Annotated in this window: 24 protein-coding genes and 1 pseudogene; 6 read left to right on the top strand and 19 right to left on the bottom strand. The window is 66.6% G+C overall.

What is annotated here, in order from left to right; genetic code table 11:
- A pseudogene (locus GV790_RS18550) lies at positions 1 to 405 on the top strand (hypothetical protein); the annotation flags it as partial.
- Between the two features lie 260 nt (positions 406 to 665).
- On the opposite strand, the gene GV790_RS18545 reads toward GV790_RS18550, so the two are convergent.
- The 5 genes from GV790_RS18545 to GV790_RS18525 form a co-directional block, all read right to left on the bottom strand.
- Positions 666 to 1004 (bottom strand): hypothetical protein, encoded by a 339-nt coding sequence (locus GV790_RS18545; protein WP_163814586.1) that lies wholly within the window; start codon positions 1002 to 1004, stop codon positions 666 to 668.
- A 27-nt stretch (positions 1005 to 1031) separates the two neighbouring features.
- A complete protein-coding gene (locus GV790_RS18540; protein ID WP_163814529.1) occupies positions 1032 to 2588 on the bottom strand; it encodes a hypothetical protein in 1557 nt (518 codons plus the stop codon).
- 31 nt (positions 2589 to 2619) lie between these two features.
- Entirely contained in the window at positions 2620 to 2985 is a 366-nt protein-coding gene (locus GV790_RS18535) for a hypothetical protein (protein WP_163814585.1), read from the bottom strand.
- Positions 2986 to 3163: 178 nt separating this feature from the next.
- Positions 3164 to 3475, bottom strand: a complete 312-nt coding sequence (locus GV790_RS18530; protein WP_163814584.1) for a DUF6802 family protein — start codon at positions 3473 to 3475, stop codon at positions 3164 to 3166.
- Between the two features lie 196 nt (positions 3476 to 3671).
- Positions 3672 to 3863, bottom strand: a complete 192-nt coding sequence (locus GV790_RS18525) for a PspC domain-containing protein (RefSeq protein WP_163814583.1) — start codon at positions 3861 to 3863, stop codon at positions 3672 to 3674.
- Between the two features lie 145 nt (positions 3864 to 4008).
- Here GV790_RS18525 and GV790_RS18520 point away from each other — a divergent pair, with 145 nt between their 5' ends.
- Positions 4009 to 5649, top strand: a complete 1641-nt coding sequence (locus GV790_RS18520; protein WP_163814582.1) for an ABC-F family ATP-binding cassette domain-containing protein — start codon at positions 4009 to 4011, stop codon at positions 5647 to 5649.
- A gap of 82 nt (positions 5650 to 5731) precedes the next feature.
- Positions 5732 to 7375 carry a serine/threonine-protein kinase gene (locus tag GV790_RS18515; RefSeq protein WP_163814581.1) on the top strand — a complete coding sequence of 548 codons (1644 nt, stop codon included), beginning with the start codon at positions 5732 to 5734 and terminating at the stop codon, positions 7373 to 7375.
- Between the two features lie 126 nt (positions 7376 to 7501).
- On the opposite strand, the gene GV790_RS18510 is transcribed toward GV790_RS18515, so the two are convergent.
- From GV790_RS18510 to GV790_RS18475, 8 genes are all read right to left on the bottom strand, one after another.
- Positions 7502 to 7708, bottom strand: coding sequence for a DUF397 domain-containing protein (locus GV790_RS18510; RefSeq protein WP_163814580.1), 207 nt, complete (start codon positions 7706 to 7708; stop codon positions 7502 to 7504).
- On the bottom strand, positions 7705 to 8589 hold the full coding sequence (locus GV790_RS18505) for a helix-turn-helix domain-containing protein (RefSeq protein ID WP_163814579.1): 885 nt from the start codon (positions 8587 to 8589) through the stop codon (positions 7705 to 7707). The genes GV790_RS18510 and GV790_RS18505 overlap by 4 nt, the downstream gene beginning before the upstream one ends.
- A gap of 313 nt (positions 8590 to 8902) precedes the next feature.
- On the bottom strand, positions 8903 to 9682 hold the full coding sequence (locus tag GV790_RS18500; protein ID WP_163814578.1) for an ESX secretion-associated protein EspG: 780 nt from the start codon (positions 9680 to 9682) through the stop codon (positions 8903 to 8905).
- A gap of 235 nt (positions 9683 to 9917) precedes the next feature.
- Positions 9918 to 11045: a hypothetical protein gene (locus GV790_RS18495; RefSeq protein ID WP_218586434.1), complete on the bottom strand. Its 1128-nt coding sequence runs from the start codon at positions 11043 to 11045 to the stop codon at positions 9918 to 9920.
- A gap of 92 nt (positions 11046 to 11137) precedes the next feature.
- Entirely contained in the window at positions 11138 to 11587 is a 450-nt protein-coding gene (locus GV790_RS18490) for a hypothetical protein (protein ID WP_280499691.1), read from the bottom strand.
- 40 nt (positions 11588 to 11627) lie between these two features.
- On the bottom strand, positions 11628 to 12206 hold the full coding sequence (locus GV790_RS18485; protein WP_256673378.1) for a DUF3558 domain-containing protein: 579 nt from the start codon (positions 12204 to 12206) through the stop codon (positions 11628 to 11630).
- Positions 12207 to 12682: 476 nt separating this feature from the next.
- Positions 12683 to 12883 (bottom strand): DUF6186 family protein, encoded by a 201-nt coding sequence (locus GV790_RS18480; protein WP_163814575.1) that lies wholly within the window; start codon positions 12881 to 12883, stop codon positions 12683 to 12685.
- Positions 12880 to 13350 carry a hypothetical protein gene (locus GV790_RS18475; RefSeq protein ID WP_163814574.1) on the bottom strand — a complete coding sequence of 157 codons (471 nt, stop codon included), beginning with the start codon at positions 13348 to 13350 and terminating at the stop codon, positions 12880 to 12882. Before GV790_RS18475 ends, GV790_RS18480 begins: the two co-directional genes overlap by 4 nt.
- A 55-nt stretch (positions 13351 to 13405) precedes the next feature.
- Here GV790_RS18475 and GV790_RS18470 point away from each other — a divergent pair, with 55 nt between their 5' ends.
- Positions 13406 to 13867 carry a hypothetical protein gene (locus GV790_RS18470; RefSeq protein ID WP_163814593.1) on the top strand — a complete coding sequence of 154 codons (462 nt, stop codon included), beginning with the start codon at positions 13406 to 13408 and terminating at the stop codon, positions 13865 to 13867.
- 6 nt (positions 13868 to 13873) lie between these two features.
- Here the strand turns inward: GV790_RS18470 and glmM are convergent, their stop codons facing one another.
- The 5 genes from glmM to GV790_RS18445 form a co-directional block, all read right to left on the bottom strand.
- Positions 13874 to 15247 (bottom strand): phosphoglucosamine mutase, encoded by a 1374-nt coding sequence (gene glmM, locus GV790_RS18465; RefSeq protein ID WP_163814573.1) that lies wholly within the window; start codon positions 15245 to 15247, stop codon positions 13874 to 13876.
- Positions 15248 to 15431: 184 nt separating this feature from the next.
- Entirely contained in the window at positions 15432 to 15947 is a 516-nt protein-coding gene (gene rpsI / locus GV790_RS31215; protein WP_163814572.1) for a 30S ribosomal protein S9, read from the bottom strand.
- A complete protein-coding gene (gene rplM / locus GV790_RS18455) occupies positions 15944 to 16387 on the bottom strand; it encodes a 50S ribosomal protein L13 (protein WP_036533407.1) in 444 nt (147 codons plus the stop codon). Before rplM ends, rpsI begins: the two co-directional genes overlap by 4 nt.
- 168 nt (positions 16388 to 16555) lie before the next feature.
- Positions 16556 to 18067: a hypothetical protein gene (locus GV790_RS18450; protein WP_178128092.1), complete on the bottom strand. Its 1512-nt coding sequence runs from the start codon at positions 18065 to 18067 to the stop codon at positions 16556 to 16558.
- A gap of 73 nt (positions 18068 to 18140) precedes the next feature.
- Entirely contained in the window at positions 18141 to 20678 is a 2538-nt protein-coding gene (locus GV790_RS18445; RefSeq protein WP_175585939.1) for an FHA domain-containing protein, read from the bottom strand.
- Positions 20679 to 20786: 108 nt separating this feature from the next.
- Here GV790_RS18445 and GV790_RS18440 point away from each other — a divergent pair, with 108 nt between their 5' ends.
- A complete protein-coding gene (locus GV790_RS18440) occupies positions 20787 to 22232 on the top strand; it encodes a metallopeptidase (protein ID WP_163814571.1) in 1446 nt (481 codons plus the stop codon).
- A gap of 3 nt (positions 22233 to 22235) precedes the next feature.
- On the opposite strand, the gene GV790_RS18435 is transcribed toward GV790_RS18440, so the two are convergent.
- A complete protein-coding gene (locus tag GV790_RS18435) occupies positions 22236 to 23552 on the bottom strand; it encodes an FHA domain-containing protein (protein ID WP_163814570.1) in 1317 nt (438 codons plus the stop codon).
- Between the two features lie 197 nt (positions 23553 to 23749).
- Between GV790_RS18435 and GV790_RS18430 the strand changes: the two genes are divergently transcribed.
- Complete coding sequence (locus tag GV790_RS18430; protein ID WP_163814569.1) at positions 23750 to 24970, top strand: DUF7373 family lipoprotein; 1221 nt, start codon at positions 23750 to 23752, stop codon at positions 24968 to 24970.
- The last annotated feature ends 55 nt before the right edge of the window (positions 24971 to 25025 follow it).

Below are 25025 nucleotides of genomic sequence, written 5' to 3'. Positions count from 1 at the left end.
GAGTCCATCGCCGCCGACATCGACACCCCCGCCCTCATCCTCGCCGGCGCCACCGACCTCCGCTCCACCAACTCCAACGCCACCCCGCTGGCCGCGGCCTGGGGCGGCCCGATGCTCCTGCGCACCATCGACAAGGCTTCCGCCGACGGCCTGCCCGAAGGCCGCCGTTTGATGACGCTCCTCGGCGCGGGCAAACACGAACACAAAACCGCCCGCACCACCCGAGCCCTGCTCACCGGGTACTTGCTCGCCACCGTCCTGGGCGACAAGACTTACTCAGCCTTCGCCGACCCCGAAGCCGCCATCCCCCACACCCACCTCATCGACCCCCACGCCGACGAGGTGCCCGTCGAGAAACCGAGCCCGGCGAAGTTGGGCCAGTTGGCGGCGTTGCTGCGGAAGTAGGGCGGTGCGAGCTTCTCGGCGCCCGGCATCGCCCAGCGATCAGCCTCATCTCGCGCCAGCCGCCTGGCTTGAATCCGCCCCCGTAATCTCGCAGTCCCCTCGTGGGCGACCCACGGCTCAGCTCGAATTCGTCCCGCTCGCCCTGTGGTAGCAGGTCGACCAGGCCGCCGCCGACGACTGATACATCAGCGTGGAACCCCGTCGGCTTTCACCGCGCTGATGTGCCTCGTCACGTCTTCGATCGAACGCCGCCCGGCTAGCTACACCAACCAACTCTTCCGCTGGTAGTACTGCGCCTCTTCGTCGTCCTCGTCGACCGGGGCAACCACGTCCTTACCTCGTCGCGCCGCCATCGACCGAGCAATCGCATCGCGCTGCTCCCGAGCTTCGGCCTCGAGCCGCTCACGCTCCTCTGCTTCGGCTCGCGCCTTCTCTTCGGCTTCTGCCGCTTCAGCGTCGGCCACTGCCATTGCCTGAAACAGTTCCGCACTGCGAGCTTCGAGGCGACTCTCGAGTTCTTCCTGGTCCTCGCTGATCGCGGCTAAGCGTCGACGGTGGGCTTCGAGGATTTGTTCGATTCTTTCATCAGTGCTACTCATGGGCACCCCACCTTTGTTCCCGGTCGATCACAATGGTCCCGCCTCCGAAAGCTCCGCGCCTGTATCGAATGGCTGCTCCGGCGGCGCTTCGGGCGCTGGCGGTACGAGAGGCGGCGCCGGCTCGGGCGCTGGCTCCACGTCGGGTTCACTGGGCGGATAGTCCTGCGGCAGGTGCTCGTTATCCTCTGCCCGCTTCCCACCTGATGTGCCGGGCGGCGGCACCGAGCCCTGGCCTGATCCCGGTTGCGCGCCTTCGGGCTGGCTGTCGTCCGGTGACGATTGACCTTCATCTGCCTTGCTCTGGTCTGTCACGACCTCCGGGACGCCCTGTTCGTTCAGTTCAACCTTGTAATCAGTTGTTGTTCCGTCAGGTTCGGTGACGACCATCGTCAACTGACCGTCCGGCCCCATCTCGAGCTTCACCTGTTTGCCGGCGAGGTCAAGGCCCTTGTCCTCGTCCGGCATTCCGTCGCCGTCCTTGTCCTCGTCCGGTTTCCCGTCGCCGTCCGTGTCATTGTCGGGCACGCCGTCACCATCTGCGTCTACCAGCCCCGTGGCAGCTGTCTGCAACTGCTCGATCGCACCATTGACGCCCTCGGTGATCGATCCGGCCAGCGAGCTCAGGCCATCGCCGACGGCCGAGGCGACAGTCGTGATGAGTGGCGACAATTCTGTGGCGAGATCGGTCAGGGACGCCAACCCGCTGAGGGCCGAGTCGATTACCGATTCCTCCTCAGTGTCCTCCTCGGTCTCCTCGCTCGGTGTGCTCGGTGTACTCGGACTCGGGCTCGGACTCGGGCTGGGGCTCGGACTCGGAGCGGGGCTCGGACTGGGGCTCGGACTCGGAGCGGCCGGTTCAGAAGGCATCGGATAGGCGTCTGTGTTCACCCTGCCGAGCAGATCCGCCAGCTCGCCGTATACCAAGCGAATGGAATCCTCGGTTGAGCGGCACAATGCGTTGAAGCCGTCTACCTTGTTTTCAACGTGGGGGATAAAAATGTCACGCAACCACCGCTTTCGCTCTTCACGAGCACCCTCCGTAAAACAGTGTTCAGCCTCATCGATAACTCGATCCAGATCCTTTCGACCGGTGTTACCCGGAAGATCAGGACCATTTTCGTTCCAGTAGGCATCGACCGTTTTCGCCTTGGTGACGAGGAGCGCCCTCAGAGCACCATCGACAGCAACCAGCTTTTCCCGTACGCCGGCTACGGTTTGCCGGTCCAATTCGGCTCTGGCCACTTGCTGATTGAGCATGCTGTGGGCAGCGTCGCCGGCGTCCCCCTGCCACACTTCAGCAACAGCGGTGAGCTGTACCTTTTGATTCTCGAGCTCCCCTCCGACCACGGACATGACTTTGTCGAACTCGTCACCGATTCGCTGTAGGGTCTCCAGATCCATGCCGCGTTCCCAGTCGTACTTCGCATAGAGCGCTTCGACCGCGGGCATATCCGACCGGCCCATCCCGAACTTGTCGTGGCACGTCGAGTACCTTGCCAAGTACTCCTTGAAATACTGAAGACCAGTCGCTCCGTCGTCCAGAATGTCCTGTGAGGTGGCATTCTCCGCTGCGGTATAAGTCATTGGACGTCGCCCTCAGCCGGAATATTCTCGGTCACAGCGGCCCCGCTTCCGCCAGCTCGGCACCGGTGTTGACCACAGGGGCGGTGAGTTGAACGCCGGTAGCCTGGAATTTTTCGACATTTCCATCTTCGGTGGTCGCATATGTATTGGCGTTTGAAGACATCAGCGAACCGGACTTATCAATCGCAGTTTGCCAATTCTTTAACCAAGTAGCAATCCGCGCCAGACCATCGTGAATCTTGGTCCCCTCGCTGGCATAGAGACGCCCCGCCTGCGCCGGGCCGAACTCGTGGCGTTCGATATCGGTCGCCCGATTACCCAATACGCTCGCTGATGCTCGCAGGTTGGACCCGATCTGCTGCAGAGTTGTCGGATCAACCTTGACGGTTCCCGCCATGCGCACCCCTCCGTTCTGACCTCCCGGGCATCGCGGCTGCCCTGGACATATGTGCTGGCTACCTACTTCGACGCACGCCATGCTGATTCGGTTCCATCAGACATGGCTCTGGTACGGCCAGACCGTCCTGGGAATCTACTGCCGTTGCCGGACCGGCGCCAAGCGCGGGCGAACGCCCCTACTTCTCCCCCAACCGCCCCTCATCGGTCTTCCTCCACTCCCCCGACCCATCTGGATTCCGGTGGTACTCCCATGCCGCGTAGTCGCCGTCGTCTTCCACCACGGTGACGTGGTCGGCGTAGCCGTCGAGGTCGGTGTCGGTCCAGACGTGCATGCCGTCGTCGTCGGTGGTGGTGATGGAGTCGAGGATGCCGTCGCCGTTGATGTCCTGGGTGGGGCTGTCGAGTTCGACGGCGCCCAGGCCGTCCAGGGACGAGGATGCGTCGATGTCGGGCAGATCGAGGCCGGGGAATTCACCCGAGCTGATCATGGCTCCTCCTGAAACGGGGCTCGTGTGGGGCGCGGTCACCAGCCGAATGGCGGACGGCTCCATCCTGTCATCCGTGTGCGGTCGCCGTCGAGTGCGTTGCCGCCGGAAGTGTTCGGCAGCGAGTGGGGCGACCGTGCTGTACGAGCCGGCGGCCACGCACATGGTTCACGCGGCCGCCGTTCAGGAGTATGTGCGCCTACTTCTTGGGGATGATGATCCACAGCACCAGGTAGAGCAGGAACTGCGGTCCGGGCAGCAGGCAGGACAGTACGAAGGCCAGGCGGACGATGCCTGCGTTCCACCCGAAGTATTCGGCGATGCCGCCGCAGACTCCGGCGATCCACTTGTCGCTGGTGGAGCGGGTGAAACGGCGTGCGGGTGCGGTCATGGGAACTCTCCTCGGTGTCGATCGCTACCTCATCCACTGTCCGCGAATCCGGCCGCCGTGGCATCGGTCCCGGTACTGATACCCACCCTGATTTCCGCAGGGCCCGGACTCAGGGTGTCCACCGACACACGGCACACTCGTGCAGGTGAGCACCACTCTGCACGCGCGCGGCCTGTCCGCCGAACACGGCGAACGCACCTTGTTCAGCGGTCTGGACCTGACGCTCGCGCCGGGCGATGTGATCGGCCTGGTCGGCGTGAACGGCGCGGGCAAGTCGACGCTGTTGCGCATGCTGGCCGATCGCAGGGCGCCGTCGGGCTCCATCACCCTCAGCCCGCCGGACGCGACCATCGGCTACCTCGCGCAGGAACCCGAACGTATCCCCGGCGAGACGGTGCTCGAATTCCTCGGCCGCAGAACCGGCGTGACGGCCGCGCAGCAGACCATGGACGCGGCCGCGGAACGCCTGGCCGACGGTGGCGACGACGAGTACTCACCCGCCCTCGAACACTGGCTCGCCCTCGGCGGTGCCGACCTGGATCAACGGGCACTGGAGGTGGCCGGCGAGCTCGGCCTGGCCGAGAGCCTGCCCAATGGTCTCGACACCCCGATGACGGGCCTGTCCGGCGGCCAGGCCGCGCGTGCGGGCTTGGCCTCGGTCCTGTTGTCCCGCTTCGACATTCTCTTGCTGGACGAACCGACGAACGACCTGGACCTGGACGGTTTGGCCCGCCTGGAGCAGTTCGTGACCGGCGTGCGGGTTCCGCTCATGGTGATCAGCCACGATCGAGAATTCCTGGCCCGCACGGTCAATCGGATCGTCGAACTGGACCTGCCGCAGCAACGAGTCGACGTGTACGACGGCGGTTACGAGGCCTTCCTTGCCGAACGCGAGATCGCCCGCAAGCATGCCCGCGAAGCCTACGAGGAATTCGCCGACACCAAGGCGAATCTGGAGGCAAGGGCGCAGATGCAACGCAACTGGCTCGAACACGGTGTGCGTAACGCGCGCCGCAAATCCCGGGTCGATTCCGACAAAGCGGGCCGCAAGATGCGCGCGGAATCCACGGAGAAACAGGCCGCCAAGGCCAGGCAGACCCAACGGCGGATCGAACGGCTGGAGGTGGTCGAGGAGCCGCGCAAGGAATGGGAGCTGCGGATGACGATCGCCGCCGCACCACGCAGCGGTTCCGTGGTGGCCACCCTCTCCGAGGCGACGGTGCGTCGCGGAGATTTCCGGCTCGGCCCGATCACCACGCAGCTCGATTGGGCCGACCGCATCGTGCTGACCGGCGCGAACGGCGCGGGCAAGTCAACGTTGATCGCCCTGCTGCTGGGAAAGTTGCTGCCGGACAGCGGAACCGCCTCGCTCGGGTCGGGCGTCGAAATCGGCGAGGTCGATCAGGCCCGCGGCCTCTTCCGCGGCGAGTCCACCCTCGCGCACACCTTCGGCGCCGAAATGCCCGACTGGCCCGACGCCGACGTGCGCACCCTTCTCGCCAAGTTCGGCCTCCGCGGCCCGCACGTCCAGCGCCCCTGCGAAACCCTGTCCCCCGGCGAACGCACCCGTGCCGCACTGGCCCTGCTCCAGGCGCGGGGCACCAACCTGCTCGTCCTCGACGAACCCACCAACCACCTCGACCTGCCCGCCATCGAACAACTCGAGCAGGCGATCGACTCCTTCACCGGCACCATGCTGCTGGTCACCCACGACCGCCGCATGCTCGACTCGGTGCGCGCCACCCGCCGCTGGCACCTGGCGGATGGGCGGTTGTCGGAGAGCTGACGCAGCCACCCGGGCTGCCCGCGGCTGACACACGTCCTAGGATCGACACGATTGACCGATCGGACGGGGGAAGGCTGGCTGGATGCGTGAGGGTGAGGTCTTCGCCGGCTACACGATCGACCGGCAACTGGGTCGCGGCGGCATGGGCGCGGTCTACCTGGCCAGGCACCCGCGGCTGCCACGCCGCATCGCGCTGAAGCTGCTGAACGAGGAACTGTTCTCCGACAAGGAACTTCGGGCCCGGTTCGAACGCGAAGCCGACCTGGTCGCGCAGCTCGACCACCCGAATATCGTCACCGTCTACGACCGCGGCGCCGACGACGGCAGGCTGTGGATCTCGATGCAGTATGTCGACGGCGTCGACGCGGCGACCGTGGATCCGCAGATACTGCCACCGGCGCGCGCGGTGCAGATCGTCGCCGAAACGGCCAAGGCACTCGACTTCGCGCACAGCAGAGGCGTGCTGCACCGCGACGTCAAACCGGCGAACATCCTGCTCGCCAACGGCGGCAACGGCCAGGAACGGGTGTTCCTCACCGATTTCGGGATCGCCCGCATCGCAGGCGAGGCGAACCGGCTCACCCAAACGGGCACCTTCACAGCCACACTCGCCTATGCCTCCCCTGAGCAGTTGACCGGCGCCGACATGGACGGGCGCTCGGACCAGTACTCGCTCGCCTGCACCCTGTACTGGCTGCTGGCCGGCAACGCGCCCTTCGAATCCACCCACCCGGCAACCGTCATCCAGGGACACCTGCAACGGCAGCCGCCGCCTGTGTCGACCGCCCGGGCGGGGCTGCCGCCTGCCCTCGATGCCGTGCTGGCCCGTGCGATGGCGAAGCGGCCGGCCGACCGGTTCGCCTCGTGTTCCGAGTTCGCGGAGACGGCTCGGCGAGCGCTGTCCGGTGAGACGCCGCAATTCGCATCGGCACCTGCCCCCACCATGGCACCGTCGCCCGCGGCACCGATGCCGGTGGCACGACCGCTCGGCACGGGGCCGGTCAATGCGTATCCGGGGCCCGTCCCTGGGCAGCAGGGACACATCCCGCATGCGGCGCTTCCCTATCCTCGTCCGCAGCCTCGCCGTTCGAATGTGGGATGGATCGTCGGGCTGTGCCTCACGCTCGTCATCATCATCGTCGCTGGTATCGGGACCGCGGTGGCGATCGCGAACCGTGACAAGACCCCGCCGCAACGCCATCTCGAACAGATGCGCCTGGCTTTCCCCAGCCTGCTGCCGCCCGGCGAGATTCCGGCCGGGCAGACGTGGGGGCAGGGCACCGGCTTCGATGGCATGGGTTGCAGCGCGCAAGTGATGCGGGAGGGATACGACCTGCACTGGTTCTTCATCAATGGTGCCGCTCCGGATATGGGCGACCCCACCGCCTACTGGGAATGCGGCTACGCCAACAGCTACATGATTCCGGAAGACAATATTCGCTGGCCCGACATACGAATCTTCCAATACGAATCGGCCTCTGACGTTCGGCGAGTTCTCCAAGGCCTCGGCGCGCTGCCCATCGAGGAAGACCTCAACAACAACGGCAAGCGATACTCCAACACCAAGGCCGGTTCGGAACCGAAGTCGGCCCCTCGGATCGCGACGACCTTCCCGAACGATCCGGCGCGCGAGAATATGCTGGTCTACTCCTACGGCCTCGGCGCGCCCAACGATCCGTCGATGGATCAGCTACTCGAATGGTGGAAGAAGTTGCCGCTGGACTGATCAGGGCATCGGGCGCTTATCCATCCACGTGCCCTGGCGTAAGCCAGATCCGACGCGAAGGGGAAGTCGAGCCCAGGCGTGAGCCCCGTCGAGTGGGATCGGAGCATCACGCCTGGGGCACACCGCTCAGGCGGGGGTGAAACGACCGTTGACGATCGCGGTGGTGAAGTTTCGCCATTCGGTGGGAGCGAAGGCGAGTGCGGGGCCCGTTGGGTTCTTGGAGTCTCGGACGCCGACAAAGTCGTTATCGAGCCAGGCGACCTCGACACATTCGCCGGTCCCCTGGCTGTGGCTGCTCTTGAACCACTGGGCAGATGCTAGGTCGATACTCACGCCAAGTACTCCTTCGCTACCTGCCGTAGCAGGCTCCTGCTGGTTACAGCATCCAGAGCCTGACCACGGATGCTGTCGCAGGTTTGACGGTAGCACGCAACATCTTCCGGCTTCTCCAGATACAAATTGCCGACTGTGCTTCCTTCGATGAATACGACCGGAGGCTCTGTCAGCTTCGCCGTCGCGCCCGGGCGGAAGTCCAGGATCACGCAGGGGCCGACCGACAGACCGCCAGGGAACCCCGCGCTGAAGGGCAATACGCGCAACTCGACGTTCGGCAGTGTCGATACGTCGGCCAGTTTCCTCAACTGCGCAGCCATCACCTTCGGACTACCGTTGACCCTCCGCAGCGCAGACTCACCGATGACGGCATCAACGGAAACCGGTTGCCGCTTGCGGGAAACGATGTGCTGACGCCGCAACCTCAGCTGAACCCACGCCTCTTGCAGTTCGCTGCTCGCGTTCGGGAAGGCAGCGCGGTTCAATGCGCGAACGTAGTCGGCGGTTTGGAAAAGACCTGGTACCAACTCTGGTTGATACGTCGTGATTCCGACCGCAGCGGACTCGAGCCCGAAGTACACATCGAAGTCTCTCGGTATCAGGTCTCCGAACTCATGCCACCAACTTTTCACGTCAGCTTGCTTCGCCAGCCCTTTGAACGCGGCGGTCAAATGGTCTGGAACCCCGTAGAGCTCACAGGCCGCCTCGACGTGTGCAATGTTGACTCTGCTGTTCTGCCCGTGTTCGAGCCGGTACAAACTGCTGGAGCCGATCCCAAGTAGTTCAGCCGCCTGATTCTGACTCAGGCCGACGCGTGTGCGCCAATCCATCAGGTATTGCCCCAGTTGGCGTCGCGGCAAGGTAGATCCGGTGTCCTGCAAGGAGTCCTCCCCATCGAGGGCGGGCCGTTCGACCCGCGAAACGGGTAGAGCAAGGGCACTGCCACGGGAGAAATGCTGGGCGTTTAGGCAATCCGAGCCGGACGGCCCCACATCGACCACATATGCCCCGGGCAGATGGTTCGCTGATGCTCGCCCGATGCCGCCCCCGAAGAATCCAACCTCAAGGTACCAGCATCGGCAGCCAGCGGAAACGCTTATCCCAGAACCTGATCGGAGCCCGATGGAGTGGAGGTCATATGCACTGAACCCGGCCGTTCGAACCGGCCGTTCCGAACGCGGTGACCGCGCACTGTCAGAAGTAGGCGTCTTCTTCCTTCTCGCGCAGGGTCCGCACACCGTCATCGAGCCACCTGCTGAACGCGCTCGTGAAATCCTGCGGCTGCGCGGGGCGCACGTCGAGATGAGTGCGATTGCGGTGCTCGAGGTAGCGGCCGTCGCCGGTGATGTCGTACCACTGCATGGCCCGGAAACGGCTGTGCGGAGCATGGAAATTGCCGAGCCGGAGGATCGCATTGCCACCACCATCGGCAGGTCGAAGCGCCAGCCGCTCGAAGCGCTGACGCTCGCGCGTGTGCGCATCGTCGCCGAAATAGCCGGTGTCCGAAGGTGGTTTGAGGTCCTGAAGGTCGAACTGGGCGGGCCGTTCACTACCGGGCGAACAAGGTGGAATGGACGCCGTGAGCGCGGTGGGAAGTTGCTCCGCACGGATCAGCTGAGCACGGATGTCACCGAATTCCTCGCCGATGGCGGTCTGGCTGAGTATCACGGCATAGGAGTAGTTGCGGGCGCCGACGATACGCAGGTCCTTACGGGTGCGGCCGTCGCTGTTGCGGTGCACCTTCGAACCGAAGAAGATTTCGATTCGCATCTCGCAGTTCGCCAGGGTGTGTTTGAGCAGGTCGATGCGCTCGCGTTCGTCGCCGGTGTATTGGGCGCGGACAGCGGCGCGGTGAGCCTCGAAGGCGTTGATGGTCGCGAAGCGGCTGCGATAGCGCAGCGGCGGGGGCATCCGGTCATTACCTTCGTCGTACCAGAGGGCGGCGAATGTGTCCGGCTCCCATGTCCAGGCCATGCGAATGAAATCCATTCCAGTAGTGCGAAATTCGGGAGGTGATCGAGTGCTCGGAGGATCGGGCCGTTGATTCGCCGCGTCGACCGGTGTGCGGCCGGGACCACTGATACAGGTCCCGGCCGGCCGTCATGAGTCGAGCCACTCGATGGTCGGTCTCGGTGTAGAGAGCGTCCGCATCGCCGCATCAGCAGTCGTACCGATCTGCTGTGCAGTTCTGCGGCACACCGCGCTCCGATCAGGTCTGTGGCGGCCCATCTGCCGGACGGGCTGCGGGAATATCGGCTCCGAGCACACCGCCGGGGATCGTCCGGGGCTCATCACCCAGCAGTTCGCGAGCGTTCTCCTCATTGATGAGCCAGTCAGGCGTCTTACGGTCGGACTCGTTTTCGTTTCCGCCACCACGTCCGGCGCCGGGTGCACCCATCATCGGCATCCCGCCCCGTCCCATACCCGAACCTGCCCCGCCGCCTGCACCCGCCGCCGCGGCCGCGGGCATACCGGTCACCGGCGTGCCCGCGACGCTGCGTCCAGCGCCCGGAACACCGGCACCGGGCAGACCGGTCGAACCCGAAGAACCGCCCGAACCGCCACCGGAGCCGGGGAAGCCGCCACCCGAGCCGGGCAACCCCGAGGTCGACGCCGCGGATGTCGTCGGACTGGTAGGTGCGCTGCTCGGCACGGCGCTTGCAGGAGTCGTGGACGTGGGGTCGGTCGAGGACGGAGTGGTGGTGGTGTCGTCTGTCGTCGAGTCGTCCGTTGTTTCGTCCTCGGTCCCTTCCTCGGTTCCGGGCACTTCTTCCTCGCCGGTTCCGTCTTCGCCGTCGGTTCCTCCGCCGGTACCGCCGCCACCGCCAGTGCCGCCACCACCGTTGCCGCCGCCGTTGCCGTCGCCACCGCCTGTGCCGTCGTCGGGGGGTAGTTCCCCGACGGCAACCGGATCGCGTGGCTGGGGCAGAACCGGAATCGTCGCGTCGACAAGCAGCGCCTTGGCGGTGTAGGCCGCTTGGACGTGCTTCTGAGCCGCCTCCTCCGCGTCACCGTCCTTATCGCCGTCCCACCAGTCGCCGGGGTTCCACGGGCTCTGCGGGTCGTCGGTGAACGGGGTCATGTTCTTCTTGGTGTTGAGGACCGCGTCCACCATGTCGCCGACCCGCGTGCTCAAGGCGTTCAAAGCAGGCGTCAGATTCGTTGCGTCGGTGGCGTAATCGGAAATCGCCTGCCGCGAAGCCTGCGCAGCGGGGCCATCCCAGGCCGATTCGCTGGAACGGCGAATCCGGGCAGCGAACAGGGTGACGTTCTGCTCCCATTCCCTGGCGATGGTCGCGTAGTCGTCCTTGGCGATATTTGCCTCGGACGGATCCATTGCCTCAAATGTGTCGTGAAGAGTGATATGCGACTCTTTCACCACGTACTCAGCGTCTTTGAGCCGCCGTTCCTCGTGTCCGAAGGTCTCGGTCATTTCTTCCCCTGCATACCCTGCGGTATCGAGGCCATCGCCTGGTTGTACTCGGCCGCGAAGGTGCTGTCGGTCTGCTGATAGCGTTCAGCGATCACCCGGTGGAGTTCCTGGATGCTGTCGACGATCTGGTAGTGGCGCTCCAAGATCGCGTGCACGTTGTTGCCGTTGAAATCGTTTTGGGCCTTGCCCCGAAAAGACTGCACCACCGTATTTCCAGTGATGATCCACGGGACACCCTCACCCAGACCCCACTTTTCGCGACCGGAAATGTCCGTCGCGATGGTTTGCAGGTTTTGGATCGTGTCTTTCATGGCCTGACAGTCGCGGTCGATATAGACGAACTCCTCGGCATTGACCCGGACGCTGTCGTTGAACGATACCGACACCTGGCCCTCCCTGGCCGCGTCGATGATGTCCTGCATCGGCCGCTTATTCTCTTCGGTCACGGTCGAGTCCCCTCCCTGCTCGCGGTACAGATTCTCACACTCACGCCCCTGCCGGGATCAACGGCAAAACCTTGCCTGCCAGTCGCAATACGATGTCGCACGCGGGCTCGTGCCCCGTCTTCCGACGTGAGTTGGGGTTATCGACCATGATCTCGAGGCTGCCGCCCTCCATCTGCGCGTTCAACCGGCATTGCGTCGTATCCCCAGCATCATCGGGCGCATAGAGCACGGTGCGACCGCTGACGGTTCCCTCTTGAGTACCGGGATTGGCCTTCTCCCGGATCATCTCCAACGTCAGGTTAGTGGCGCTGATGCTTGTCCCGTATCCGTCCGAGACGACCCAACGACAACCACGCCACTTGATCTCCCCGCGCTGCATATTGTCCTTCGACGCCTCGCCCCCCGTCGAATGCAACCCCTCCGAGTCAAGCACCTCCTGCGGAATATCCTCACAAGGCGCGAACCCGCTCGGTACATCCTCGGCAATGGACTGCCCGGCAGCGGACGTCCCCGCCGACCCTCCCGCCGGCTCGGCCGCCCCATCGGTCGACGACCCACACCCCGCCAGCACCATTACCGCACTCAGCCCGGCCGCCACGGCATACGCCGACTTGCGCATGAGATTCATCATTCCCCTAAGCCGATGCCCGATACCTGCTGTACGCCGGGCCCGGACCGGCTCCTCCGCCCCCGCGAAAACTACCGTTGACCGTATCGGGCACCAGTCCAGCTGGCAACCGGCGAACCGGTTCGGCCCGGCGCGAACCGCTCACCGGTTTTCCATGCACGGATCCTGCGCATGCCCACCCCGATCCGGGGGGGATTACCCGCTGGGCGTGCAGGGCGAGTTAGCGATAACTGTTCGACGATCGTGTCGAGATCGACCTCCGGACGGCAGTACCGGCTACGGAAATCCTCACCCACCTGCCGTGGATCCATGGCGAGCGAGCGCGGGTCCACGCTGCTCGTTCAGCTCGGCGCCGGCCACCATCTCGAGCTCCTCCCCGTCAACGCCCTGCACATTTTGCCCGAGAGGCGATATCAGAATTCCCGCGCACATGCTGAAACGGATACTTCTGGTTCGGCCGCGTCGGCTCACCGCGCCAGGAAGTGCCACCCGAGCCAGATCCACAGTGGGAGGGTGAGCAGGCGAGCGGTTCGGGTGCGGAGGGCCAGGGCTACGACGGCGCCGAGGGGAACGAGGGTGTCACGGCGGAGATGGGCGAGGAGCGTGCCGAGGAGCGCGATGCCGAAAAGGATCGCGAAACCGGTGATAATGACCGCTCTTTCGCTCATCGCCGCACCAGCCACCAGCCTGCCGCGAGCCAGGCCAGCCAGCCCGCGAATCGCGCAGGCCCGTGTTCGAGCAGTGGATCCAGCAGGGTCGACAGGGTCGGGTAGTCGTAGTGGGAGATGGACCTATCCGGTTGCCGCAGATAGGCATACGTCTGCCAGGCGAGCACGGCAGCGAACAGCGTGGACCAGACCACGACTCCCCTGCGTTGCGCCGTTGACGCGGTACCGCGCAACGCATGGCGGTGCGTACCGCCCATCCCACCAGCGTGCGCACCGGCCGACGGCACGAAGCGGGTGGGACACAGGGCCAGCACTGAGGCCAGGATGCCGACGGCGACGACCAGGGCTACCGAGGCCCAGTGGAACGGTGATGTCAGCGCCCCCGCGAAGGCCAACCCGATCAGGCATGCGAGCTGCACAGTGCGCCCGAGGGTGGGGTTGCGCGCGGAGGAACGCTCCGAGGCCATAGGTCGCAGGATACGGCCGACTGGCTAGGTTGAGTGGGTGAGTTCTACTGAAGGCATGGTGCGGGTTCTCGCGCACGAGGCGGAACCGGAGTTCGCGCTGGGTCTCGATACCCGCCTGACCCTTGTCGCCACCGGCCTGATCTTCCTGTCGGCGCTGGTCCTGGGCACGTGGAAGTACCACGGCATCCGCACCTCGCCCGACGGTGCCGCGCACATCTACGTCGACATCGCGCACCGCGCTGCCCTCATGTATGCCTTCGCCGGCCTGATCCTGGCGGTGTTCACCGAGCTCAGCGCCTGGCCGACGGCGGTGAACCTGACCGCAGACGCGATCGTGCTCGCGTTCTTCACCGGCGCCATCGCCACCTACGCCTGGCACGGGTACCGGCGCGACACCACCAACCAGTTCCACGGCGATATCGATCCGAGCATGCGGCTGTCGATGTTCGCCCTCATCGCCGGTGAGATCGGCGGCTTCCTGGTGCTGTTCGCAGGCTTCCTCGTCGGCCAGTTCTGACGATCCTCAGACCGCGGCGACTCGTTTGGCGAGATCCTCGGCCAGTTGCTCAGCGCGAGCGAGGTCGGTGGCTTCCACCATCACCCGGATGAGCTGCTCGGTTCCGCTGGGCCGCAACAGGACCCGGCCCGAATCGGCAAGCGAGCGTTCGGCTTCGGCGACGGCGTCGAGGACGTCGGTCGCGGCCATCACCGCTGCCTTGTCGCTGACCGGCACATTCACCAGAATCTGCGGCACGGTCTGCAACACCGACGCCAGGTCGGCCAGGGTGCGGCCGGTGGCGGCCATGCGGGCCATGAGTTTGAGGCCGGTGAGGATGCCGTCACCAGTGGTGCCGTGGGCCGGGAGTACCACGTGGCCGGACTGTTCGCCGCCGAGGGTGAAGTGCCCGCGGCGCAGCTCCTCGAGCACATAGCGGTCGCCGACAGCGGTGGTGCGCACGGTGATTCCGGCCTCGCGCATGGCGATGTGCAGGCCGAGGTTGCTCATCACGGTGGCGACCAGAGTGTTCTCGGCGAGTTCGCCGGCATCACGCATGGCCAGCGCGAGGATCGCGAGGATGGCGTCACCGTCGACGACATTGCCCGCGGCGTCGACGGCGAGGCACCGGTCGGCATCGCCGTCGTGGGCAAGGCCGAGGTCCGCACCGTGTTCGCGGACCGCGCTCCGCACCTGGTCGAGGTGGGTGGAGCCGCACCCGTCGTTGATATTGAGGCCGTCGGGGTCGGCGTTGATCGCGATGACGTTCGCGCCCGCTTCCCGGTACGCGGCCGGGCCCACCTCGGAGGCGGCGCCGTGCGCGCAATCGACCACAACGGTGAGCCCGTTGAGCTCCTGCCCGGTGGCCTCCACCAGATGCTCGACATAACGCTCATGCGTTCCGGCGACGCTGTACTGATCGGGAAGGGCGAACCCGTGATCGCGCACACCGGTCGAGCCGAGGACCCGGCCGATTCCGGCACCGGTGGGGCGCACCGGAGGCTCGTTCATGAGGGCCTCGATCCGGTCCTCGATAGCGTCGTCGAGCTTGCGCCCACCGGCGGCGAAGATCTTGATCCCGTTGTCGGGCATGGGATTATGCGAGGCGGAGATCATCACGCCGAGGCACGCGTCGTACAGGCCGGTGAGATAGGCGACCGCGGGCGTCGGCAGCACGCCGACCGACAGCACATCGACCCCGGCGGCGGTGAGCCCCGCGGTGACGGCGGCTTCCAGCATCTCCCCGCTGGCTCGCGGATCGCGCCCGACCACAGCCAGCGCGCGCTTCTTGCCGCGACTCAGAATCTGCGCCGCCGCGCCGGACACGCGCAGCGCCAATTCCGGAGTCAGCGACTCATTGGCCAGTCCGCGAACCCCATCGGTGCCGAACAGACGTCCCATACCTCGTCCCTCGATCGATGCAACCTGCCGCGTCCGCGCCCGCCCCACGAACGCCGCCCTTCCATACAGCACGAGAGCAGGCGCCCAGCGATGCTGGATGCCTGCTCTCGTACAGGTGCCGCGCCGACCGTACCGCTTCCGGCACCAGCACGGTGCCGGAAGCGTGCAGTCGACGATGCGAAAATCAGCGCTTCGAGTACTGAGGCGCCTTACGGGCCTTCTTCAGACCGTACTTCTTGCGCTCGGTGGCACGCGGGTCACGAGTCAGGAAGCCGGCCCGCTTCAGGGCGGGACGATCCTCGGGGGTGACCTCGATCAGCGCACGGGCGATGGCCAGGCGCAGCGCGCCGGCCTGGCCCGACGGGCCGCCGCCGACCAGGCGGGCGTGCACGTCGAAGCTCTCGGTGCGCTCGACGGTGACCAGCGGGGACTTCACCAGCTGCTGGTGCACCTTGTTCGGGAAGTAGTCCTCGATGGTGCGGCCGTTGAGCACGAAGTTACCGGTGCCAGGCAGCAGCCGGACGCGGACGACGGCTTCCTTGCGGCGGCCGACGGTCTGCACCGGACGGTCGATGACCACCGGGCTGTAGGTCGCCTCGGAGTCGTAACCGGCCTCTTCGTAACCGGCGCCGTCCTCGACCACCTCGACGGTGGTGTCCTCGGCGGTGTATTCCTCGTTGAATTCCTCGGGAGCGGTCACTGGGCCACCTGCTTGATCTCGAACGGAACGGGCTGCTGGGCGGCGTGCGGGTGGTTCGGGCCCGCGTAGACCTTCAGCTTGCCCGCGATCGCGTTACCGAGCTTGTTCTTCGGGATCATGCCCTTGACGGCCTTCTCCACGAGACGATCGGGCCGCGACTCCAGCACCTGACCGACAGTGCGCGACTTGAGGCCGCCCGGATGCCCGGAGTGGTGGTGGATGAGCTTGTCCTGCTTCTTGTTGCCGCTGATGGCAACCTTGTCAGCGTTGATGATGATGACGAAATCGCCACCATCGACGTGCGGAGCGTAGGTCGGCTTGTGCTTGCCACGCAGCAGATTCGCTGCCTGAACGGCAAGACGGCCGAGCACTACGTCAGTGGCGTCGATGACGTACCACTTACGGGTCACGTCACCCGCCTTCGGGCTGTACGTAGGCACAGTGCTTCCCTGTCTGTCGTCGGTGCTGCCGGCCCGGTGTGTGGTCGAGGTTGTTCCCGGCGGCCGGTTGAGACCCGGGCCTCGGCATGCCACACACCAGCTGGCCACGATACCAGTCGGGTATGGGTGCGGCGAAACCGGAGCGTACGCCCCGGCCGCCGCGGTGGCTCAGATCTCGAGCGGTGGCCCGAAGTCGGCTGCTCCCGGCGGGCCGGGCACCAGGTAGCGCAGGGTGTTGACGCCGGGTTGCTCGCATTCGGCGGGCAGCGTGCCGCGCACCGCGGCGATGCCCGACGGCGGTTCCAGGATCGCTTCCGGGGTGAGTGAGCAGGCCACCGGTTCCACGCTGGTGCCGGCGACTGCGGCGAACTCGGCCGCCCCCGCCTCCGACGACATCGCGAAGGCAACGAGCGCGACCGCACCGGCCGCTGCCTGGGCTCCGAAGAGGTTTCCCTTCATCTTGTCCCACACCTTGCCCTTATCACGGTCGGGGTGGTCGTCGTGATCTCGACTCTGCGGCGCAGCCGGCGGAGCTTGCGGAGCCGGCCGCGCGTCGGACGCGGGCGCACCGCTCATCTCCGGCGGCCGGGTGAACCGGCTCGCGGCCGGCTCCGCGCCCGGCGCAGCGCTGTGCCGCCCCCGGCCATCGGTCATCGGCGGCCGGTCCCGCATCTGGGGCGCGGGCGGTGGCGGCCCCTGCTGCATCGGTGGACGTTGCGCACCCGGTGGTTGCTGCGGCGGGCGGGCAGCCTGCGGACTCTGTTGCGGCGGCGCCGGGCGCGACGGCGGCGGCGCGGGCTGGGCAGGCCTGCCGCCGGGCTCCGGTTCGCCCCCATCGCTCTCGCTCAACACCAGATGCGCGGCCCCGAGCACGAGCGCGTGCATGGGATGGTCGGCGCTGTGCAGCCGCTGGCCGAGGTGGTTCTGGAAGGCCAGCCGGATCGGATCGTTGAAGCAGACGTTTCCGGCCAGCAGCACCGTCGAGGTATCGGCGCCGATCGCCCGCGCGGCCGCCATGACCTCGATGACGGCGTCGTCGGCGGAGCGGGCGTCGCGGGTGGCCTCGGGCGGGATGGCGACGTCGACCGATTCGGTGGGCTGTTCGTCGTCGGCGTGCACCGCGACCACCAGCATGGTGCGCCCATCGGAGTAGACGCCGGTGGCGCCGACGCCGCGGGGATTCATCCGGTCGGGCGGGCGGACCAGCCCGAGCGCGCGCACATACCCCGACAGCGCGACCGACTCCGGCAGCGGTTCGACGGTGACGTCGAGCTGCTCGACCAGTTCGCAGTAGGTGTCGACCTTCTCGTCCGGCCAGCCGTCCGGGTACGGCAGCGCGACCACGTCGGGCTTGCCGCTCAGATACTTGCCGACCGCGGCCAGCGGGTTGTACAGCCGCGCCCGGAACACCAGCTCGGCAGGCCAGGTGGCACCGGCGATGACGATCTGCGGATGCCCGAGGATGTCGCGCACATCGGCGATGGCCATGCCGAGATCGGGCCGCTGCCGGTCCAACCCTGCGGTATGCAGCCTGCCGGAGGCGTCCGCCAGCAGATATGCGGGAGTGGTGTAGCTACCCTCGACCTGGACCGGGCGGATCGGGGTGCCCCCACCGCCTGCGGCCACGGACACCACATCCCACCCGAGATGTATTGCCCCTACTCGCACCGTCACAGGCATCAGTGTGCCTGCTGTGCGCGCGACACGCTCGGCGCACCGGCAGACCGGCCGCTACCGGCGACGACACGCCCGCTCATGACGCGGACTTCTTCAGTCGTAGGCGGTGCCAGGTGATCACCGACAGGATCGCGGTCACCACCAGGAGCATCGCGATGTCGAGCAGCCAGATGCCAGCACTGTGCTCCCAGAGCGTGTCCGGCTGAGCGTTGGCGAACAGCGTGCGGATGTCGACGGTGGACGCCGCGGCCGCATAACCCCAGCGCGAGGGGAACAGCCAGGAGATCTGCTCGAGCACCACGCGATCGGTCACCGGGATCATGCCGCCGGCCATCACCAGCTGCACCATGATCGTCACCACCAGCAGTGGCATGACCTGCTCGTTGGACTTGGCCAGCGTCGACAAGGCCAGGCCGACGACGACACACGACACCGCGGTGAAGGCGACGCCCACATACAGTTCGAGGCTGCCGGACGGTATCAACGCTCCCGCGCCGGGCGGATTCTTCCCCGCCAGCGCGATGCCGATGAGCACCGCCGACTGCAACAGGGCGGCGACGCTGAAGACCACGATCTTGGCCATGGCGTAGGCCGAGGGCAGCAGGCCGACCGCGCGCTCCCGGAAGAAGATGGTGCGCTCGCCGACCAGGTCGCGCACGGTCAGCGTCGAACCCATGAAGCAGGCGCCGAGCACGAGAACCACCAGCAGCTGCTGGGTTTCGCCGCCGCCCTGGTGGACGAAGATCTGCTCGCCATTGGGCCCGGGCACCGGCACCTGCGGTCCAGGCGCGAATCCGTTCTCACCCGGGACGACCAGCGTCAGCACGCCGAGCACGAACGGCAGGATCACCAGGAACGCGAGGTACCCGCGGTCGGCCAGGATCAATCGAACCTGCCGCCGTACCAAGGTGGAGAACTGGCGCCACCCGCTCGATTGCGGCGGACTGCCCATCGCGCCGTGCCGCATCGGCGCGGGCGGAGGCGGCGGCGGTATGAACGCCTGCCGCGACCGGTACGCCGCGAACGCCTGATCCGGGTTCGCCGCGACATTGGCGAAGATCTCCGCCCAGTCGCTGGTCCCGAGCGCACTGCCGACACCGGCCGGGTTGCCGGCGTAGGCGGTCTTACCGCCGGGGGCCAGCAGCACGACCTGATCGCACATGTCCAGGCAGGCCACCGAGTGGGTGACCACGATGACGACGCGGCCGGCGTCGGCCAGCTCGCGCAGCATCACCATGACCTGACGGTCCAGCGCCGGGTCCAGGCCGGAGGTGGGCTCGTCCAGGATCAGCAGCGACGGACCGGTGAGCAGTTCCAGCGCCACCGATGCCCGCTTGCGCTGACCACCCGAGAGCCGATCCACCCTGGTATCGGCATGCTCGGTGAGCGAAAGTTCTTTCAGCACACCGTCGATGACCTGGTGCCGGTCGGCGCTCGAGGTGTCGGGCGGCAGCCGCAGCTCGGCGGCGAAGCCGAGCGCCTGGCGCACGGTGAGCTGCCGGTGCAGCACATCGTCCTGCGGGACCATGCCGATACGGGACCGCAGCGCTTCGTATTCGGCGTGCAGGTTGCGGCCTTCGAAGGTGACCACACCGCCCGAGGGCTGGGTATTGCCCGCGATGAGCTTCGACAGCGTCGATTTACCCGCACCGGACGGGCCGATCAAGGCGGTGAGCGTGCCTCGCCCGGCCTGCAGATTGACATCGACGAGCAGCTGCTTGTTGCCCTCGACGGTGAACCCGACCCCGTGCACATGCAGGCCCTGCTCGGCGACCGGACGCTGCCGATGCACCAGCGTGCCCTGCTGGACCACGAAGTCGACGTTGCCGATGGTGATGATGTCGCGTTCGCGCAGCACTGTTCGCTGCTGCCGGACACCGTTGACGAAGGTGCCGTTGGCCGAGCCGAGATCCTCGATGGTCAGGCCTTCGGAGCCGGCCACCAACCGGGCATGCCTGCGCGAGGCCAGCGGATCGTTGACCACGATCTGGTTGTCGGCGGTACGGCCGATCGCCAGTCCGCCGGCGGGCAACCGGTCCGCGCGCGCGATCGGCGAGGTCGACGGCCTGGCCCGCACCGGGGGCAGCGACGACGTATCAGCTTTGGTCGTCATATTGATATTGACGTTGGGGGCCGCCGGTTGCGGCTGCGGCGCACTGTGGAATCCGGCGATCCGGCTCGCCCCCGATTGCGGACCGGAGTGCGGACGCTGCGGCGGCGCGGGCGGCGGCCGTAACCCCTGACGCGGCGGTTGCACCGGATGCTGCGGCTGCGACGGATGCTGCGGCGGACGAGCTCGAGGCGCCGCGGGCAGCAGATGCAACAGCGGCCCGGTGATCGCGTCACCGAGCCGCACCTGCATGGGCCGATCAATGGAGACGGGCCGGCTGAGCCGGGCCGCGTCGACGAACACACCGTTGGTGCTGCCGTTGTCGCGCAGCACCCAGGCACCCCCCTGCCAGGCCAAGATCGCGTGTACCCGTGAGACCAGCGGACTGTCCACGAAGAGGGTCACTTCCGGCGCGCGGCCCATCGTGACCTGCTGGCTCGAATCGAAAATTCGTTCGGTTCCATCATGGCGCACGGTGATGGTCTGCGCCCCCGGTGAAGACATGCAGCGGATACTATTCCATCACCCGGACATCGGCGGTGCCCCCGATGCGCCATGCCCCGTTCCGGCGACCGAAACACCGACCGACCGGCCGACGAGGGGGAGGAACCGATGCGGCAACGTCGTGCGACCGCCGTCATCATCGCCGTGCTGTGCGCGGTCACCGCGCTGGTGGGATGCACCCGATCCGTGGACGGGCGGGCCGTCTCGATCTACGACGATCCGTTCAAGGTGGCAGGCCTGCCCACCACCAGCGGCCCGAGCGGCCCGCGCCCCGAGGTCCCCGACAGCGAGCTCACCGCACGCAACGGCGACGGCGGCGAGGTCGACACCCTCGCGCTCAACGCTGTCGAGGACATCCAGGCCTACTGGGCCGAGGTGTACCCCGAGGAATTCGAGGGCGAGTTCGAACCGGTCGACAAGCTGGTCTCCTGGAGCGCCAAGGCCGGCCGCAACGATTCCGTCGAGTTCTGCACCGAAACCACCTACCGCCTTGTCAATGCGGCCTACTGCCGGCTCGACAACTCCATCGGCTGGGATCGTGCGCTGCTGCTACCGACCATGGAGGAAACCTTCGGCAAGATGTCGGTGGTCATGGTGCTGGCACACGAATACGGGCACGCCATCCAGACCATGTCCAAGATCGTCGACCGCAAAGACCCGGTGATCGTCAAGGAACAGCAGGCCGACTGCTTTGCCGGCGCGTTCATGCGCCATGTCGCCGAAGGTAAGTCGAAGCACTTCACCATCAACACCTCCGACGGCCTCAATTCCGTGCTCGCGGCGACCGTCGCTATCCGCGACTCCGACCCCGATGATCCGGAGAGCGTGCACGGTTCGGCGTTCGAGCGGGTCACCGCCGTACAGATCGGATTCACCGACGGCCCCAAGGGCTGCAAGGCCATCGACATGGACGAAATCGAGCGCCGCCGTGGCGATCTGCCGCAGAGCTTCGAAGGCGACGCCAACCGCGGCGAATACCCGATCACCAAAGAGAACCTGATCGAGCTGAGCAAGGCGCTGGCCGCGATCCTGCCGATCGACGGCGACCCCACCTACAGCTACGACGGCGCGCAAGTCGACTGCAGCAACGGCACCACCACCGAACCGGTGAGCTACTGCCCCGCCAGCAATACCATCGCCACCGACATCCCCGGCCTGGCCGAACGCGGCACCTCCGACACCGACCCGGATGATCCGCTGCCGGTGAAGGTGACCGGCGATTACAACGGTTACGTCGTCTTCATCGCCCGCTACGCGCTGGCCGTGCAGCGCGATCAGGGGCAGCAGTTGGTCGGCGCCAAGACCGGGTTGCGCTCGGCGTGCCTGTCCGGTGTGGTCACCGGCAAGCTCGCCGAACCGGGCAGGCCGCCATCGGAAGGCGATATCACCCTGGCCGCAGGCGATCTGGACGAAGCGGTGTCCGGGCTGCTCACCGACGGGCTGGCCGCCAGTGACATCAAGGGGCAGACCGTGCCAAGCGGTTTCGCCCGGGTCGACGCCTTCCGCGCCGGCGTGCTGAACGGCGAGACCACCTGCATGTCGCGGTACTCCTGAGCGTCAGCCGAACGGTGGCGGCGCCGCCGGATCGAAGCGCAGCACCCGGTTGCCGATCATGATCTCGGTACCCGGCAGCAAGACCATCGGCTGATTCGGTGGCAGCCGCACCCAGTCGCGATACCCGGCCACCCGGGTGCGGGTGCCGTTGGTCGATCCGCGGTCCACCAGCGTCACATCCCAATTGACCAGCACGATGTCGGCGTGCGCGCGCGACATCCCACCGGAGTTGTCCTCGATCTTGAGCGGGATCAGACCGCGGCGGGCCTGCTCGGAATGCTCCGGATCGCGCCCGATGACGGCGTCGGCGGCGAGCATGAACGTCATCCCGTCATCGAGCACAAGCATGCCGAGCGGCGGCCGGACCACCTCGCTCAATGCCTGCGTCTGATCGACCGGCATCCCGCAGACCGTGCAGAACGCCGAGCGCGGATCGCTGGGATGTGCCCGCGCGCATTTGAATCCCATCACCTTGACCGCGAGCGTGGTCGCTCGGGCGGTGGCCTCCAACCGCCGCTGCAGCTGCGGATCGGGCCGCGGTGAGGGGTCGGTGCCGCGTTCTTCGGTCGTTTCCGGCGGTTGCCCGCCATCGCTCAGGTCGAGCATCGAGGTCGAAGCCTGGGTGGGCGTCGCGTTCGGATCCGCCGGCGCCGATTGCGCCGCAGCGGGTTCCGGCGAACGTTCCTGGTCGATGCGTGCGGTCGGCAGTGGCGGCGGCGCCGACCGCCGATGCGAGCCACCCCCGGTGTGTTCGGCGCCGGCCCGGCGCGGCGCATGGGCACGCACCTCATCGGACCAGACGATCACCCCGCCCGCCTGGGCGATACCTTCCACCAGCCAGCCGATTCCACGTTCGGTGGGCAGCTCGGGCACTCGGCCACCGTTGTCGTCGACGAACAGCGCGACCGCCTTCGACGGCACCGACGCCACCCGGTCCACGGTGAACGCCGCGTCGCTGCCCCGATACCGTTCGACCTGCTCCCCCGCGAGCACCGCGGTGACGGCGCCGTGCAGGAAGATCGCCACCCCGCCGTTCTCGGCATGTGACAGGATCCCGAAATCGATCGGACGGCCGGGGCTGATCTGTTCGGCGTCCTTCATCAACCAGCGCGTCGCGTTACGCGCGACCAACGCGCCAGGCCCGGCAGGTTGCTGTTCGGCCGCGTCGCTGACCAGCTCGGCCAGCGATTCCAGCGCTCGAACCGCAGGCGATTCCTGGGTGGGCTTCCCCCGATCCCGGTGCGCCACGACCACCACGGCACCCGCAACCCGGGCCGCCGCATGATTACCGGCGACCACCTCGACCTGCCGATCCTTCAACGGTATCGGCCCTCCCCTGGATCGGAATGCTGGATCGTCGCCACCAGACCAGAGTATTGCAATGCGAACAACACCGGTCCGGTTACCCGCGGTTCGTCAGCAGGCTCTGATCGGCGCCGGAGGCCTTCGGCGAACACGTTCGCATGTCCCACCGGTGCAGTACTATCCGGCTGACACACTCGAGTAAAGGGGGGAGCGTGCAGCTCACCGCGAGATCGCACCGTTTCCGGGCCGGGGTCGCCCTGTTGTTCGCCTGCGCTCTGGCCGCCTCGGGCTGCGGATCCGACACCGAGGCCGCCGAACCGGCCGTGGATCTGACCCAGCTCGATGTCGGCGGTTATGCGACGCTCCCGCGCGAGCTCGGCGCACCGAAGAACAAGGACGTCCCCCGGTTCGTCGAGGCCCAGCGCCTCGGCAACGTCATACCGCTACCGGTGGAGATCGACCCGAAGCTGGTGTATCAGCCGCCGGGTGCGGTGCGCCCGTTCCTGCTCCCCGACGAGTCCCACGGCAGTCCGATCCACCGGTGGATCAAGGAGGACAACTTCGCCAACGATGCGAAGGGGTTCATCTCCGGGTTCTCCGCGACCGGGCAATCGAACAAGGTCAACAGCCTCGCCTACACGCTGTCGACCTCGGTGATGATCTTCTCCGATGCGAAGTCGGCGACCGACGCCGCCGCGAATCTGTCGCGGGCCGGGTTCTATGACGACGACAAGTATCCCGTCGAACCGGCGAAGCTCGACGAGCACCCCGCGGCCCAGGTGCGATACCAGCCCGGCATGCAGGTGCTGGCCTCCTGGCTGGCCCAGGACCGGTTCGTCATCGTCACCATCGTCTCGAACTACGAGAACAAGCTCCTCGGCGAGTCCGACCTGCCCGGCCTGTCCGCGCTGTCGGAGAAGGCCATCACCGCGACGAGCGCCGCCCTGGAGAAATTCGAGCCCACACCGCCGGACAAGATGATGGAGAACTCCATCGATCCCGACGGTATGCGCTCGATCTCGCTGCGCCGCCCTGAGGGCGATTCGTTCCTGAACGTGCCGGGCACCTACGACCTGCACGGCGCCCTGCACTTCCCCACCGACCCGGTCCAGCGTAGGCAGGAGCTCGAAGCCGCGGGCGTCGACCGCGTCGCGCACGACGCGGGTGAGCTGTACCGGACGGCCGATGCGGCGTCGGCACAAGAGCTGATGGACAAGTCCTCCCAGCTCAACCGGTTCTTCCGCAGCGCGGATTCGCCGAAGGGTCTGCCCCAGGCCACCTGCACCGAGTACAAGGGGCCGGCCCAGGGCGCGATTCGCTTCTACTGCCACGTCACCTACGACCGTTATTACGCGTTCATGGGCGCCGAACAGTTGCTGGACGCCCAGCAGCGGATATCCGCTCAGTACGCCATCCTGGCCAACTCCCAGTAGGACTGCGGCACATGCGAATTCGAAGCATCATGAGGACATCGACCCTCCGGTGTGC

Origin of the sequence: Nocardia cyriacigeorgica, assembly GCF_010858045.1 — a bacterium.
Lineage (GTDB): Bacteria > Actinomycetota > Actinomycetes > Mycobacteriales > Mycobacteriaceae > Nocardia > Nocardia cyriacigeorgica_E.
The sequence above is the reverse complement of the archived record's forward strand: the minus strand, read 5'-3'. Positions and strand labels throughout refer to the sequence as shown.